The sequence below is a fragment of the Rhizobium sp. AG207R genome (assembly GCF_027109195.1).
Taxonomy (GTDB): domain Bacteria; phylum Pseudomonadota; class Alphaproteobacteria; order Rhizobiales; family Rhizobiaceae; genus Rhizobium; species Rhizobium dioscoreae.
Window position 1 is genome coordinate 60,291 of sequence record NZ_JAEPVT010000013.1, and the last position, 14,998, is coordinate 75,288.

Consider the following 14,998-nt stretch of genomic DNA (forward strand, 5'->3'; position numbering starts at 1 on the left):
GTTCACCGAGATGGCGCAAACGCTGGCAATGCCGCCCGAGGCAGCCGGAACGGCAGAGAAGAAGGCGCCCATGCGCTGGTCTCATCCTGCTTTCGCTGCGCTCGTCTATGCCGCCATTGTCATCGTCGCGCAGCTCATCATTCATCGCAACCTCACGGACTATGTCGGGCCGGATAATGACGACGCCATGCGCCTTGTCGAAGTGCGCGATTTTCTCGCCGGCCAGGGCTGGTTCGACATGATGCAGTACCGTCTCGGCCTTGCGGGCGGGACGCTGATGCACTGGTCGCGCTTCATCGATCTGCCGATTGCAAGCCTCATCCTCTTCTTCCGAATGTTCCTTTCACCGGAAAGCGCCGAGGCGGCGGCACTGACCGTCTGGCCGCTGATGCTCGTCCTGCCGCTGATGTTCTTCATGGGTCTTGCGGGCAGGCGAATCGCCGGTCTGCAGGGCATGCACTTCTCGCTGATCCTGACGGCACTCTTCGTCCTGCTCTCGCCGCGCTTCGTGCCGGGCTCCATCGATCACGATAATGTCCAGCTCGGCCTCGTCGCACTCACTGTCGCAATGCTGGTCGACGAAAGTTACAGGCCTCGCAACTTTGCAATCGCTGCCATCGTCCTCGCCGTTCAGCTCGGTATCGGCGCAGAGACGACGCCCTTTGTCGCGATCGCCTGCATGTCCGTTGCCTGTTTGTGGGCTTGGAAAGGCGAGATATTCGCACCCGCTGCAAAAGCTTTTGCGCTGACGTTGACGGTTGCCGTCAGCGCCGCCTTCTTTTCGCTGGTGCCGCCGCGCCTTTATTCGATGGTCACATGCGACAATCTCTCGCTCGGCTTTTATGGCATTACCAGCGCCGGCTGCGTCGGGTTTCTCCTGTCGTCCCTTTTTGCCAGCCATCTCTCCCGCCCCTGGCGCATTGCAATTCTCGCGGCCAACGGCGCATTCGTGTTTGCCACGACTGTGGCCCTCGCGCCGCAATGCCTGCGCAATCCACTTTCCGATCTGGATCCCATGCTGGTGGATCTCTGGCTCAGCAGAGTGAGCGAGGCGCAATCGATTATCTCCGTAGCCCACCAACAGCCCGATACGCTCGGCGTTTTCTACGCAACGGGTCTTCTGGCGATGCTCGTCTGCGGCTTTCGTATCCTGCGGGGCAACCGCGCGAGCCTCCATGCAATGCTGATGGCATTGATCGCGATCAATTGGGTGATCACGCTGGTGCAGGTGCGTGGCGCCGAATTTGCCAATCTCCTGGCCATTCCGCCATTGGCGTTGTTGATTGCCGAATTGCGAAAAGACTACATGGCCGATCCCAGAAATCTGCGTTCGATCCTGCTCTACGCAGGGACGCTATTGGCCTCTGTCCCAGCCGTTTGGGCCGTCGGCGGCGCGCTTGCAAGCAAGGGGGTCGTCAATGGTTTTATGGTCGCAGCGCCGGTCAAGGCGGAGGAGACTGCCAATTGTGCCTCCAGGCAGGCCCTGGCACCGATTGCGGGTCTCGAGCCGGGCGTCGTCGCGGCGGCCTCCAATATGGGAGCGCCGCTTCTGCGCTTCACGCCGCACCGTACCCTTTCCGGTCCTTATCATCGCGATCCCGACGGAATGCTGGCCGAGCTGCATATCGGTCTTGCAGAGCCGCAACGGGCGGAAGCGCTTCTGCATGAGGCAAAGGTGACGATTGTCGCCTTCTGTAAGGGGGATCCCCAGGTGGAGTTAGTGAGTGAGCGGGCGCCGAAGGGGCTTTATGCGCAGCTGACTGCCGGGCATATCCCGGTCTATCTGGAGCCGATTGCGGCGCCGGCGGAATCGGATGTGCAGTTCTTCCGCGTCAAGCCGCAGGATTGATTTGGAGCGTTTCAGCTCCTCCTGGATTCTTTGAATCACTCCGCGACACTTAAATTGGCGAAATCGCCAAACACTTCCTGACATTGCTTTTAAGCGCGGCGATGCTCCACCATGTCGATGGTGACGAGGTAACCGATGAAGCCGAGATTGTAGCCGCCGAGCGCGATGAACAGCGTCGTCAGCGGCGGCGGAACGATCGATGTGGCGACGGCGGCCATGAAAGCGATGCTCACGAGTGCCACGCCGAGCAGCGCGCCGATCGTCGAGCGCTGCAGGCCGGCGGCAATTCCGATGATCGTGGCGGTCGCGAATATCATCGCTCCATATCCTCTTTACCAAGAATCAGTTTGCACAGGTTTACGCGCAGATGGCTAAGAAAGCCTTTGTCAGCAGGGTTAACGCTTGATGAAGCAATAGGCTCCGCGCCCTTTGTGAGACATGCAAGGAGGCGGAAGCATCTCAAGTATGCGCACAATCCCGTCTTTCGATCGATTCAGACTTAAGCGGTATGAAGCAGGCTCCGCATTTACCGCGACATCGGGTAGAAGGGGGACATGAGCAGCTTTTTTGAGAATGATTCGCCTTCGAACCTGACGGAATACTCCGTCTCGGAACTATCCGGATCGATCAAACGCACGGTCGAGAATGCGTTCGACCAGGTGCGTGTGCGCGGGGAAATCTCCGGCTATCGTGGGCCGCATTCCTCGGGCCATGCCTACTTCTCGCTGAAGGATGATCGCGCGCGTATCGATGCGGTGATCTGGAAAGGCACATTTTCCAAGCTGAAATTCCGCCCTGAAGAGGGAATGGAGGTCATTGCAACAGGCAAGGTGACGACCTTCCCTGGATCGTCGAAATATCAGATCGTCATCGAAACCTTGGAGCCCGCCGGCGCCGGTGCCTTGATGGCGCTTTTGGAGGAACGCAAGCGCAAGCTTGCTGCCGAAGGCCTGTTCGATCCCGAGCGCAAGCGCCGGCTGCCTTTCATGCCCAAGGTGATCGGCGTGGTTACGTCGCCGACCGGCGCCGTCATCCGCGATATCCTGCATCGCATCTCCGATCGCTTCCCCGTACATGTACTGGTCTGGCCGGTGAAGGTACAGGGAGATGGCTCTGGCGATGAGGTGGCGAACGCCGTTCGCGGCTTCAACGAATTTGCGCCCGGTGGCCCCATCCCGCGCCCCGATGTGCTGATTGTCGCGCGCGGCGGCGGCAGCCTCGAAGATCTCTGGAGTTTTAACGATGAGGCGGTCGTTCGTGCCGCCGCAGGTAGCGATATCCCGCTGATCTCGGCCGTCGGCCACGAGACAGACTGGACCTTGATCGACTACGCCGCCGACGTGCGCGCCCCGACGCCCACGGGTGCGGCGGAAATGGCCGTGCCGGTCAAAGCGGAACTTGAGGCGCAGCTTGCAAGCCTTGCTGCCCGGCTGCAGGGGGGAATGACGAGGCAGATGGACCAGCGGCGGCAGGCGGTTCGTGCGCTGTTGCGCGCTTTGCCTTCCCTCGACCAAATCCTGGCTCTGCCCCGCCGCCGCTTCGATGAGGTCGCCGCCGGCCTTGGCCGCGGATTGGAGCTGAACACGCTGAACAAGCGCCGTTCCTTCGAACGCACGGCCTCGCACCTCCGCCCTGATATCCTGTCGAACAGGATCGCCGAGCGCCGCCAGCAACTGGGCGAACGGATGAACCGCGCGGAGCGGACCATTGAGCGCATGCTTGACCGGTCCCGTGCTCGCATCGAACGCGCCGATGCCGTCTTCGCCACGTTGCCATCGCGCCTTGAGGCACAGACGGGGAGGGCCCGCGATCGCCTCGGCAATCTCGTCCGTCATGCCGATACGGCCATCCGCCATCAGCTGACCCGAGCGCGCAGCGAACTCACGGCGCAGGAGCGTATTCTCCAGTCGCTTTCCTACAAGAATGTCTTGAAGCGCGGATACGCTGTCGTGCGCGATGAGGACGACCGCCCGGTTTCGCTGGCGGCAACACTTTCGACCGGTGCCGCGATCTCGATCGAGTTCGCGGATGGTCGTATCGGGGCAGTCACTGGCGATGATGCCTCGCCGCCATCTTCTTCCACGCCGCCATCGGCTACATCACCTGTAAAGAAACGCGCCACCAAACCGGCCGAGCCTGCCGTGCCACCGAAACAGGGAAGCCTCTTCTGATGCGTATCCTGCTGGTGCTGGCCCATCCGCTGGAGGATAGTTTTGCCGCCGCCGTGGCAAAGCTTGCGCAGGAGACGCTTGTCGCCGGCGGGCATGAGGTCGATCTACTCGATCTCTATCGCGAGGGCTTCGATCCGCGTCTGTCCGAGGCCGAGCGGCGCGGCTATTTCGACCAGCCTTACGATGCCTCAGGTGCCAGCGATATCGTCGCGCGGCTACGAGCAGCGGAGGGACTGATCCTCGTCTTTCCGCAATGGTGGTTCAATTTCCCGGCGATCCTCAAGGGTTTCTTCGATCGCGCCTTTGCGCCCGGCGTCGCCTTCACTCATGATCCGGCCGGCGGGCGCATCGTGCCTGAACTCACCAATATCCGCCTGTTCTGGGCGCTGACGACGACAGGCTCGCCCTGGTGGATCGTGCATCTCTACATGGGCAATCCGGTGCGGCGCCTGCTAAAGCGCGGCATCACCGCCTTCTGCGCCAAGCGGCTGAATTTCCGCATGCTGACGCTGCATGACATGGACCGCGTGACTGAAACCGGGCGCAAGGCGCATCTCGAACGCGTCAGGAAAGCGCTGGCGACGATCTGATCCTACGATTCAGCCAAAAAAATGCCGCGGCAGGGATACCGCGGCATGATCGCATTCGAATATCTGAATTGGGTTATGCCCACTCGCCCTTGCGCATGACGGGCACGCGCGAGCCATCGGCATTGATACCGTCGATATCGACCTTATCGGAGCCGATCATCCAGTCGATATGGATCAGGCTGGAATTGCCGCCCTGCGCCTTGATCTGCTCCTGGCTGAGCTTGGCGCCATCGATGAAGCACTTGGAATAGCACTGGCCGAGCGCGATGTGGCAGGAGGCGTTTTCGTCGAAGAGTGTGTTGTAGAACAGGATGCCGCTCGCCGAAATCGGCGAGGAATGCGGCACCAGCGCCACTTCGCCGAGCCGGCGCGCGCCTTCATCCGTGTCGAGCACCTTGTTCAGCACTTCCTCGCCACGCGTCGCCTTGGCCTCGATGATCCGGCCGCCTTCGAAACGCACCTGAATATTGTCGATGAGCGTGCCCTGATGCGAAAGCGGCTTGGTGGAGGAGACATGACCTTCGACACGCAGCGCATGCGGCGTGGTGAAGACCTCTTCCGTCGGGATGTTCGGATTGCAGGTGATGCCGTTCTTGGCGGTAGAGGCGCCGCCATGCCATTCATGGCCATCCGCGAGGCCGACGGTCAGATCCGTGCCCGGTCCCTGGAAATGCAGGGCGGCGAAGCGCTGGCCGTTCATCCATGCCGAGCGCTTGTGCAGATTGGCATTGTGCTCCGTCCAGGCAGCAATCGGATCTTCGACATCGACGCGCGAGGCAGAGAAGATCGCCTTGGCAAGTTTTGCGACCGCGATCGCCTCCGGATCATTCGGGAAGACCAGCTTCGCCCAGGAGGGATTCGGGTAGGAGACGATGTTCCAGTTGGTGTCGAAATTCGAGATCTTTTCCAGCGCCGGCTTATAGGCGGCCGAATTGGCGCGGTTGGCACGCGCCACCTTGTTCGGGTCCTGAGTGGACAGCAGCATCGGGTTATCGCCGGCAATGGCGAGGCGTGCCGTGTTGTTGGAGAAGGCCTTGGCCATGCCTTCGTAAAGCCATGTGGCGGCGCGGTCAAAGCTCGCATCCTGGCCGTATTCGTAGCGGGCGAGCGTCGTCTCTTCGTCGGAATAGAAGGTGGAGACGAGGCCTGCGCCGGCCTTGTAGGCTTCGCGCGTGATCAGCCGAACCAGCGGCATCGCCGCGACTGGCGCCGTTATCAGCAGATCCTGGCCTGCCTGCAGCTGCAACCCGACCCTTACGGCTACTTCCGCAAGCTTCTCCAGCTTGGCGTGATCGACGGGATGATGGTTGGGAATGGCTGATGTCATGGCAAAACCTGCGTGCTTGCTATCGAAAGATGGTCCAAAGACTTAGACCGGTTTGCGGCGAAATTGAAGGCGCTATGTCCGATCTTGAAGATCGTCAGGCAATCAGGGGTGCAGCCTTGGCTTTAAGAGCGCTCAAGGCATCCTGCGGACTGAGGCGCACCTGCAGCCCGCGCTGGCCGCCGTTGATATAGACGTAGGCTTCGGTCATCGCCTGCGCCTCGATCGCCGTCGGCACAAGCTTCTTCTGGCCGAAGGGGCTGATGCCGCCGACATGATAGCCCGTCAGACGCTCGGCATCCGCGGGCTTCATCATGGCAGCCGATTTGCCGCCGAAGGCTGCGGCGAGCTTCTTCATGCTGACTTCGTGATCCGAGGGCACGACGACGCACACCGGCTTCCCGTCCACTTCGGCCATCAAGGTCTTCAATACCCGATGCGGCTCTTCGCCCAGCGCCTCCGCCGCCTGCAGGCCGACACGCTCCGCATTCGGATCGTAGTCATAGGCATGCACGGTGAAGGCGACTTTCGCCTGGGTCAGCACTTGCGTGGCGCGCGTGGTTTTTGACATTGCTCGCCTCTAGGTCGCCTTGCCGAATGCAGCCGCATAAATATCCGGCTTGAAGCCGATGAGCAATTTGCCGTCCGCTTCCAGGACCGGACGCTTGATCATCGAGGGCTGTGCCAACATCAGCTGAATGGCCTTGTCCTTCGAAAGATCGGTGCGGTCCGTTTCCGGCAAGGCCTTGAAGGTGGTGCCGGCCCGGTTGAGCACGACTTCCCATCCCGCTTCCTTCGTCCAGCGCTCCAGGTGATTCCGATCAATGCCGACGGCCTTGTAGTCGTGGAAGTCATAGGCAATGCCGTGGCGCTCGAGCCAGGTCCGGGCCTTCTTCATCGTGTCGCAGTTCTTGATGCCGTAAATGGTGATCGTCATGGCGAATCCGTCTCTTGCTGTCGGATAGCGCATAGCATGCGGATAAAGGCGGATGAAGGCCGCTCGGATGGGGAAGCGGTTCTCTCACCCGTTGCAGTTGCCAGCGATAATCGCATAAATATGCAGCATGCATATTTATAGTGCGGGTTGGAAGCATGGCGACGGACAAGGAAATATTGCGGCTGGAAAACCTCTTTGGCGCTATGAGCCTTGCTCTGGTGGACAAGATGGAGAAGGCTTTCGCCGATGAAACCGGCCTTGGCCCGAGCGCCATTGCCGCACTCGTTCAAATCGGCACCGAGCCGGGCCTGACGATCGAGAGCCTGCGGCGGATGATCGCGCTCTCTCATTCCGCCACGGTGCGCCTGGTCGATCAGCTGGTGGCGTCCGGCCTCGTGCTGCGGGGCGGCGGCGTCGAGGGAGACAAGCGAGCCCGCGCGCTGCAGCTGACAGAAAAAGGCCACTTGCTCTTTGATAGAAGCCTTTCCGCCCGCCGGGCCGTCATCCATCGGGCTTTTGGCGTTCTCAGCCCGGAGGAGACGGCCGAGTTCGGCCGCTTGGTCGAAAAGCTGCTGCCCGCCTTGGTCGATCTCGGCGATGACCAGGATGTGGTCTGCCGCGTGTGCGACCAAGGCGTTTGCGATCAGGATCGCTGCCCGATTGCCTTCACGACATAAGCCCGGAACAGCGTCTTGACATTTTCATTATATATATGCACACTGCATACATATATTTCGAAAGGCGATGAATTGTCGCCTTCGATGACCTGAACATTGCCTGCATCACCTCGATCGGAGGCATGATCGCGATGGAAAATCGTTCAATTCTTGCCCGGCTAAGGGGTAAAGCGCGTGCCGCGCTTGCCGGAATGCAGCATCATGTCAATCGTTTCGGTGTGCTTCTCCGCGAGGCAGCGGCGATCGCTTTCATCATGCGCTGCAAGGTGATCGATCGCCGCTAAAGGAAATCAATCCTCAAGTGTCCCCGGTTTGCGGGCGACGGAGCTTGGTCTGTCCGAACCGATCTTCATCAGATCGCCGCGTCGGCGCACCAGCCGGTCCGAAACACGGGTGACGATCAGACCTGCCTGCGGCGCGCGGATATCGATGGCGCCGTCCGGCATACCCGGCGCGGTGATGATCGTCGCCAGCAGATCACCTTCTTCAACGCGCTCGCCGATATTGCGATGGAAGAGCACCGTGCCGGCCTGTGGTGCGCGGATCATTTCGACATTGTCGAGCGGCACGGCCGGTCCGCTAAAGGAGGTGCCGGGCGCGACGCTGTCGTCCTGTACCGCGCCGCGCGCGGCCAGGAAGCGCCAGAGCCCTTCGGCATCGTTCTTTGCCATTTCGGGATAGACATCGCGGGTGCCGCGCAATTCTACCGTAACTGAAAGCTTGCCCGGCAGCCTTGCCTTCTTCTCCCCCGGCACTTCGTATTTCCAGGCGAAGCTGACGGCCTCCTCGAAGGCCGAGCTTTCGCCATCCGACAGCAGCACCGCATCCATCTTGAGCGCCGCGGCAAGATCGGCGGCTTCAGGCCAGAATGCCTCGTCGATATAGGCATATTGCAGGGATTCGTCATCGCAATGCAGGTCGATCACCAGATCGGCACCGAGCGCCATATGGATCAGCTGACGTTTCAGCCGATCGACGGCCGGGTAGCGTTCCAGATTTTCGATCAGGAGATCGCGGTCGCGCAGCGAGATCAGCGGAAAGTCGCGGTTGAAGTTGGTGCGCGAACCCAGGTCGAAGCGCCCTTGCATCTCGCCGAAATGCGATTGCGCCGCGCCGATCGGATTGGCATGCGGCACCACGATGATATCGCTTAGAATGGCGCCTTCGGCTTCCGCTTGCCGAAGCCGCTCGCAGAGGAAATGCACCAAGGCCGTGCCCGGCAGCTCGCCGGCATGCAATGCGGCCTGAATATAGATCTTCGGCGCGTCTGCCTTGCTGCCGGCAAAATGCAGGACCGGCAGCCGCCAGGCGATCCCCGGAGTATCGCCTTCGATGACGATTTCGGTGACGTTCATGGGCGGGCCTCCTGCTGATGATGATCAGAGACCCATATCAAGCCTTAAAGGCAGCCTGCAACCGTTTGTCACCACATGCCGAAATCAGGACCGGGGACAAACAGCGCCAAAAAAGCTTTCAGCGGCTGCCATTCCTGCGCAGGCAGAAGCTCAGGATCAGGCTGAGCAATACCGCGCCGACACCGAAGGAGAAGGGTGCAGCATAGCCGAGATGATCCGCGAACAGGCCGGCGATCGGGCCGGTGCTCCCAAGCGACACGTCGAGGAAGATCGAATAGAGCCCGAGCGCGACGCCACGGTTCTGCGGCGGGATACGTTCCATGGCCTCATTGCCGAGCGCGGGGAAGACGGGCGCAAAGCCGGCGCCGGCGAGAGCCGCGCCGATGATGGCGACTATCGGCGATGGCGCAAAGGCAAGCGCCGCCAGGCCGATGATCTCGATGACAAGCGAGATGCGCACCAGCGGCAGACCGCCGAAGCGGGCGACGGCTTGCGCAAGACCCAGGCGCACGCCCATGAAGGCAAGGCCAAAGGCGCTGAGTGCAAAGGAGGCGCCGTCCCAGCTGCGGCTATGGAAGAACAGCGCGACGAAGGCCATGACGACGCCGAAGCCGCTCGAGGCAAGCGCAAGCGCGACGCCGTACGGTGCAACGCGGCTCAGCACCTGGCCGGTGCCGATGCCCTTTTCCTTTACGCCCGGAACCGGCGGCCGCGTTTGCGCGAGCATAAAGCCGGCAACCGCAAGGATGATGGTGACGACGCCGATGGCGAAGAAGCCGTATTGCCCTTGCAGCCAGGCGCCCATCGGGGCGGCGAGCGCAATGCCGCCGTAAGTGGCGATGCCGTTCCAGGAGATGATGCGCACGGTTTCACGCGATCCCATCAGGCCGATCGCCCAGGTGATCGCCGCCGTGCTCACCCAGCTCTCGCCAATGCCGAGCGCCAGCCGTCCTGCAAGCAGAAGGGCAAGGCTTGCTGCCGGGACTTGGATCGTAAAGGTGGAAGCGATGGTGAGTGCACCCGACAGACCGTAGGCAAGGAAGCCCAGAAAGACCGAGCGGCGGGGTCCATATTGATCGCAGAGCCGCCCGACATGGGCGCGGCTGACGATGGTTGCGACATATTGCGTGCTGACGGCGATGCCGGCCCAGACGACGCCGAAGCCGAGGCTGCTGTCGACATAGGTCGGCAACACTGCAAGCGGCAATCCGATGGCAAGGTAGCCGAAGAATGTCAGCGCGACGATCGATATGAGGGACAGGGTCGAAGTGGACCGGATGGTCTGGGAAGCAGTGTTCACGGGATATCGCCTGTGGGCACCGGCAGCGGTGTCCATGCTGTTTGCCACGAAGGATCGGGTTCGTATCGGATAGCCATGACGGCGGTGGCCTGAGAGCCGTGCGTCGCCATATGCAACCGGTATCAGGCAGGAGCAGGCATGGTCAACGAATTGCTGCCTTGCAGCAAAAACCATTGACGGGATGAATGGATTGTGCGTCGAAGCTAAAACACCCCATCGCCCCGCCGCCTCATCGCAATGAGCGGAGCCTGCCAGGAGGCTCCGCTCACCGGGCGTCACATCGTCAGAACGACGCTGGCCGTCGTTCGGCCCGCTTCGAGGTCGGCATGAGCTTGGGCGGCATCCTTCAGCTTGTATTCGGCGCCGATCGGGTTGACGAGCCCGTCCTGCAGCGCCGCCATCAGCGCCGTTGTGCCCTGGCGGTAGAGATCCGGATCGCTGGCATAGGTCAATACGCTCGGGCGCGACAGGCCGATGGCGCGAGGCGCGGTCAGCTCCTCTATCTGGATCGGGGGAATAGGGCCGGCCGGCTGGCCGAGGCTTGCGACCATGCCGAAGGGGCGGACGACCGCAAGCGTTTGCGAGAGCATGGTGCCGCCGATCCCGTCGACGGCAAGATGTACGCCGCGGCGATCGGCTATGCGGCGTGTTTCCTGCCCCCAATCCTCGGATGTATGGAGGAGAACCACGTCGGCTCCGGCCTCATGGGCAAAGCCGGTCTTGGCTTCGGAGCCGACCGTGGCGATGACGTTTGCCCCGATCCGCTTGGCAAGGCGGATGAGGAGCTGGCCGAGGCCGCCGGCGCCGGCATGCACCAGCACCCATTCGCCTGCTTTCACGGGATAGACCTTCTGCAGCACCATTTGCGCCGTCAGCCCGCGCAGCATCGTGCTGCCGGCAGCCCGCTCGCTGACGCCGTCTGGCAATCTCACCAGCCGAGCGGCGGAAAGAGTGCGCACCTCGGCATAGCTGCCGAGGGGATGGCCGATATAGGCGACGCGGTCGCCGACCTTGAGCCCTTCGACTTCCGGGCCGATCGCCTCGATGATGCCGGCGCCTTCGAAGCCGAGCACGCTCTGGCCGGGTGGGAGCGGATAAAGCCCGGAACGGACATAGATGTCGACGAAATTGACGCCGGAAATGCTCTGGCGGATCCGCGCCTGGCCGGGGCCGGGTTCAGTGACTGGTAGATCGACGGCTTTCATGGCTTCGGGTCCGCCGGGACCGGTAATGGCAATCGCTAGGGGCATAGGCAAGTCTCCTTTCGGGAGATCTTTGACCATAAGCGTCGACCTGAATAAATTCGGTATGAACTCACAATATCTGTGCAATAATGCACCGATGATTGATTGGCAGGACCTTCTTCACTTCGCCGCTCTGGCGAGAACCGGCTCGCTTTCGGCTGCCGCGCGGGAGCTGGGCGTCGATCACGCAACCGTCGGAAGGCGCATTGCGGCCCTGGAAAGGTCGCTCGATCTGCGCCTCATCGACCGTCGGCCGCGCACCTCGCCCTTGACCGCCGACGGCCGTGCCATCGCGGAACTGGCGGCGGGGATGGAGGAAAATGTCGAGGCCATCAGGCGCTATTCGAAGAGCGCCGTCGCCGGCCTTTCCGCCGCGGTCAAGGTCAGTGCGCCGCCATCGATCGCTGCCCACCTTCTCGCTCCGAAGGCGACGCTTTTTCGTGAAGAGCACCCGGATATCACGCTGACCATTGCCGGTGTCACCCGTCGCGCCGCGCTGAATTACGGCGAGGCAGATATCGCCGTTCGCATGACCAGGCCGGAGGAAAGTGACCTCCTGGTGCGCCGCATCGGCGTCATGCGCTTCGGCCTCTACGCCATACCGAGCGTGGCGCAGGTGCCGGAGAAGGATTGGGTGTTCATCGGTTACGATGCGGCGATGGAGCATCTGACGCAGCAGATCTGGCTGCGCAGCCTATTGGAAGGCCGCCCGATCGTGTTCCGCGCCACCGATGTCTTCGGCCAGCTGGAGGCTGCCCGAACCGGCCTCGGCGTCGTGGCGCTTCCCGCCTTTCTCGGCGATGGCGAGCCGGCATTGGTACGCCTGCCGGTAGCGGTGCCGTCGCCTGCGCGCGACCTCTGGCTCGTGACATATCCGGATCTGCGCCGCTCTCCGGCGATCCGCGCCGTCATGGATTTCGTAGCCGATACCATCGAGCGAAGCTGTCCGTTGCGTAACGGCAGCGATGCCGCAGCGTGACACACTGGTTTTGCGTGTCATTTTCCTGTTGCAGACCGGACGCGAATCTCTATCCATAAATGGATGCGCCATCCCTATGGTCGGTGATCGATGACGAAGCTGAGCAGCTGGTTCGTGGTGGACAGGGCGGATCTGGTCGCGGGCATATCGGTTGCCGGACTGATGCTGCCGGAAGCGGTCGCTTACGCAGGCATTGCCGGCCTGCCGCCGCATCGTGCAATCCTCGCCGGCATCGCCGGATGTCTCGTCTATGCCATATTCGGCCGCAGCCGCTTTGCCATCGTCTCTCCCACATCCTCGTCCGCAGCCATTCTCGCAGCCACCTTGGCGGTGGTGCCGGGTGATACCACGATCAAGGCGGGGCTTGCCACGGTCGCCGTCGCGCTCGCCGGCATTCTCTTCGTCATCGCCGGTGCCTTGCGCCTGGGCGGCATCACTGGTTTCATCTCGCGGCCAGTCCTGCGGGGCTTCGCGCTCGGGCTGGCGATCACCATCATCCTGCATCAGCTGCCGATTCTGGTGGGCGTGCCCGTGCAGGGCTCGAATATCCTGACCTACGCGGCGGCACTCTTCGGCGCTATTCTGCAGTGGAATCCGATCAGCGTCATAGTCGGCATCGTCGCGTTGGCGGCATTGCTGCTCTTGAAGCGATTGCCGGGTATTCCCGGCGCTTTCCTCGTGCTTGTCGCAGGCATCTTCGCCTCCTATCTGTTCGGCGTGGAAGGCCATGGCGTCAAGCTGGTCGGCCCGATCGAGATCCTGCCGCAATGGCCGTCGCTGCCGGAAGCCAACTGGACCGCCTATTCGCGGCTGGTACAGTTCACCGTGCCTCTCGTCCTCATCCTCTTTGCTGAGTCTTGGGGCACGATGCGTGCGCTCGCCCTGCGTTATGGCGAGACGCTGGAGGTCAATCGCGAGCTTGGTGCGCTGGGTGCTGCCAATATCGCCAGCGCCGTCGTTCAGGGCATGCCAGTCGGCGCCGGTTTTTCCGCAGGCTTCGCCAGTGAGGCGGCTGGCGCGAAGACGCGGGCGACGACCGTTTTCGCTGCAATCGGCCTGGCGATCCTGATTGCCTGCGCCGGACCACTGGTGGCGCTTCTGCCGGAACCGGTGCTCGCCGCCGTCGTGATCGCGGCTCTGACCCATGCGCTCGATCCCAGCCCCATTCTGCGCCTGCGCCGCCTGCATCGCGATTTCTACGTGGCAGTGGGTGCCGCTGTCGGCGTGCTCGCCTTCGGCGTTCTCAATGGCATGCTGCTGGCGATCGCGCTCTCGCTTGCCGCCATGATGCATCGCCTGGCATCCCCGTATATCGCCCGATTGGGACGGCTCAACAATAGCCATGACTTCGTCGATGTCAGCAGGCATGACGATGCGTCCGAGATACCGGGCATTGCCATCTGGCGCCCCGGCGAAACCCTGTTTTTCGGCAATGCCGATACGATCTTCGGCGAGATATTGTCCGGCAGTCGCAACGAAGCCGGGTTGCAGGCAGCTATTCTCAGCCTGGAAGAAAGCTCCGATATCGACAGTACGGCGATGGATGCCTTGATGGAGTTCGACAGCGCGATGCAGCGAGCCGGCCTCCGCGTCCAGTTCGCCCGTGTGCATGACCGCGTTCGCGATCTCATGACGGTCGCCGGCATGGTCGACGTCGACAAGCGCTGCAGCTTCAGCGTCGATGATGCCGCTGCGGCTGTGATGGCGGATCAGAAGCCGCCGAGGGCGTGACGAGACCGCTCAATCATGCAAAGTCCAATAGCAGAGATGTTCGTGCTTAGCCTCTCCCTGCAGGCTGTTGATGAGGACGAAGTCCCTGGCGGTCCAACTCACGGGTTCTGCAAGCATGATGTCGGGAACGAGATGGCCCTGATAGAGTAGTGTCATATGCGGCTCCACGGGCTTTTCCTTAGTTGGCATAATGCCCGTGAGCCGCATGGCATCGGCCAGCTCCTGATGGAGCGCTTTCAGTTCCGCATTGCCATGCTTGTTCCATAGGACAAGCGGGCGGTTATCGCCATTGCCGAAGCTGACGGCCCGATCGAAGACGACAGGAAAGCGCGATTTCCTCACCCTCGAGGCAGCTTCCATCGCCGCAAATGCCACCTCCTCGGGCAAGCGGCGAAACGAGCCGATCGGGTAGAGCGTCACATGGAAGAGATCAGGCCGACGCGGCTTCGTGGAAAAGCGGTGCTGTCGGCGAAGATGTCCTGCAAGCTCATGACTGCGTGCGGCAATTGCCACATCGGGCAGAATTGCGAAATAGAACTCGTTGACAGGCCCTTGATCGATGGGCGCTGGTGCCCGCATGTGTGATCCGCCTGTGGGATAGAGCGAAAGCTGCCCATTGTTCTTCATGGGTTTGCATCAAAGCCGTGTTGCTTTGCCTCCTCTTTTTTGACCGCGGCATCGTAGTGCATCGCGAACAGTCAATCAAGAACAAAGCAAGAACATTTAGAAAGATCACGATTACAAGGGCCACAATCCTCGTTTCAAAAATGCGATCGAATAAAAGGCCTGTCTGATCTGTTCATTCCAAGCGGGGCTTGCTCTCCATTCTCTCCAACAAGGA

At 61.6% G+C, this 14,998-nt stretch carries 15 protein-coding genes; 7 read left to right on the plus strand and 8 right to left on the minus strand.

The window, feature by feature from the left end; translation table 11 throughout:
- Positions 1 to 10: 10 nt before the first annotated feature.
- A complete protein-coding gene (locus JJQ51_RS27175; RefSeq protein WP_113351525.1) occupies positions 11 to 1,849 on the plus strand; it encodes a hypothetical protein in 1,839 nt (612 codons plus the stop codon).
- A gap of 89 nt (positions 1,850 to 1,938) precedes the next feature.
- Here JJQ51_RS27175 and JJQ51_RS27180 read toward each other — a convergent pair whose 3' ends face one another.
- A complete protein-coding gene (locus JJQ51_RS27180) occupies positions 1,939 to 2,166 on the minus strand; it encodes a homogentisate export protein (protein WP_069611044.1) in 228 nt (75 codons plus the stop codon).
- A 237-nt stretch (positions 2,167 to 2,403) separates the two neighbouring features.
- Here JJQ51_RS27180 and xseA point away from each other — a divergent pair, with 237 nt between their 5' ends.
- Positions 2,404 to 4,020, plus strand: coding sequence for an exodeoxyribonuclease VII large subunit (xseA, locus tag JJQ51_RS27185; RefSeq protein ID WP_113351400.1), 1,617 nt, complete (start codon positions 2,404 to 2,406; stop codon positions 4,018 to 4,020).
- Positions 4,020 to 4,610, plus strand: coding sequence for an NAD(P)H-dependent oxidoreductase (locus JJQ51_RS27190; RefSeq protein WP_113351399.1), 591 nt, complete (start codon positions 4,020 to 4,022; stop codon positions 4,608 to 4,610). The genes xseA and JJQ51_RS27190 overlap by 1 nt, the downstream gene beginning before the upstream one ends.
- A 73-nt stretch (positions 4,611 to 4,683) precedes the next feature.
- On the opposite strand, the gene JJQ51_RS27195 is transcribed toward JJQ51_RS27190, so the two are convergent.
- The 3 genes from JJQ51_RS27195 to JJQ51_RS27205 form a co-directional block, all read right to left on the minus strand.
- Positions 4,684 to 5,937, minus strand: a complete 1,254-nt coding sequence (locus tag JJQ51_RS27195; RefSeq protein ID WP_113351398.1) for an aminopeptidase — start codon at positions 5,935 to 5,937, stop codon at positions 4,684 to 4,686.
- Between the two features lie 94 nt (positions 5,938 to 6,031).
- The gene (gene ybaK, locus JJQ51_RS27200) at positions 6,032 to 6,505 is read right to left on the minus strand and encodes a Cys-tRNA(Pro) deacylase (RefSeq protein ID WP_069611048.1); all 474 of its coding nucleotides are present in this window, start codon (positions 6,503 to 6,505) and stop codon (positions 6,032 to 6,034) included.
- Between the two features lie 9 nt (positions 6,506 to 6,514).
- The gene (locus JJQ51_RS27205; RefSeq protein WP_113330039.1) at positions 6,515 to 6,871 is read right to left on the minus strand and encodes an ArsC family reductase; all 357 of its coding nucleotides are present in this window, start codon (positions 6,869 to 6,871) and stop codon (positions 6,515 to 6,517) included.
- A 155-nt stretch (positions 6,872 to 7,026) separates the two neighbouring features.
- On the opposite strand from JJQ51_RS27205, the gene JJQ51_RS27210 reads away from it, so the two are divergent.
- Both JJQ51_RS27210 and JJQ51_RS27215 read left to right on the plus strand, forming a co-directional pair.
- Positions 7,027 to 7,548: a MarR family winged helix-turn-helix transcriptional regulator gene (locus JJQ51_RS27210; RefSeq protein ID WP_113351397.1), complete on the plus strand. Its 522-nt coding sequence runs from the start codon at positions 7,027 to 7,029 to the stop codon at positions 7,546 to 7,548.
- 131 nt (positions 7,549 to 7,679) lie between these two features.
- The gene (locus JJQ51_RS27215; RefSeq protein WP_156090776.1) at positions 7,680 to 7,832 is read left to right on the plus strand and encodes a hypothetical protein; all 153 of its coding nucleotides are present in this window, start codon (positions 7,680 to 7,682) and stop codon (positions 7,830 to 7,832) included.
- Positions 7,833 to 7,838: 6 nt separating this feature from the next.
- Here the strand turns inward: JJQ51_RS27215 and JJQ51_RS27220 are convergent, their stop codons facing one another.
- From JJQ51_RS27220 to JJQ51_RS27230, 3 genes are all read right to left on the minus strand, one after another.
- Positions 7,839 to 8,903, minus strand: a complete 1,065-nt coding sequence (locus JJQ51_RS27220; protein WP_113351396.1) for a M14 family zinc carboxypeptidase — start codon at positions 8,901 to 8,903, stop codon at positions 7,839 to 7,841.
- Between the two features lie 118 nt (positions 8,904 to 9,021).
- A complete protein-coding gene (locus tag JJQ51_RS27225) occupies positions 9,022 to 10,203 on the minus strand; it encodes an MFS transporter (RefSeq protein WP_113351524.1) in 1,182 nt (393 codons plus the stop codon).
- Between the two features lie 275 nt (positions 10,204 to 10,478).
- Complete coding sequence (locus JJQ51_RS27230) at positions 10,479 to 11,453, minus strand: quinone oxidoreductase family protein (protein WP_113351395.1); 975 nt, start codon at positions 11,451 to 11,453, stop codon at positions 10,479 to 10,481.
- 91 nt (positions 11,454 to 11,544) lie between these two features.
- Between JJQ51_RS27230 and JJQ51_RS27235 the strand changes: the two genes are divergently transcribed.
- Together JJQ51_RS27235 and JJQ51_RS27240 are read left to right on the plus strand one after the other, a co-directional pair.
- Positions 11,545 to 12,426, plus strand: a complete 882-nt coding sequence (locus tag JJQ51_RS27235; protein WP_113351523.1) for a LysR family transcriptional regulator — start codon at positions 11,545 to 11,547, stop codon at positions 12,424 to 12,426.
- A 90-nt stretch (positions 12,427 to 12,516) separates the two neighbouring features.
- On the plus strand, positions 12,517 to 14,157 hold the full coding sequence (locus JJQ51_RS27240) for a SulP family inorganic anion transporter (RefSeq protein WP_269245538.1): 1,641 nt from the start codon (positions 12,517 to 12,519) through the stop codon (positions 14,155 to 14,157).
- 9 nt (positions 14,158 to 14,166) lie between these two features.
- Here the strand turns inward: JJQ51_RS27240 and JJQ51_RS27245 are convergent, their stop codons facing one another.
- Positions 14,167 to 14,784 (minus strand): 2'-5' RNA ligase family protein, encoded by a 618-nt coding sequence (locus tag JJQ51_RS27245; RefSeq protein ID WP_113329896.1) that lies wholly within the window; start codon positions 14,782 to 14,784, stop codon positions 14,167 to 14,169.
- Positions 14,785 to 14,998: the final 214 nt, after the last annotated feature.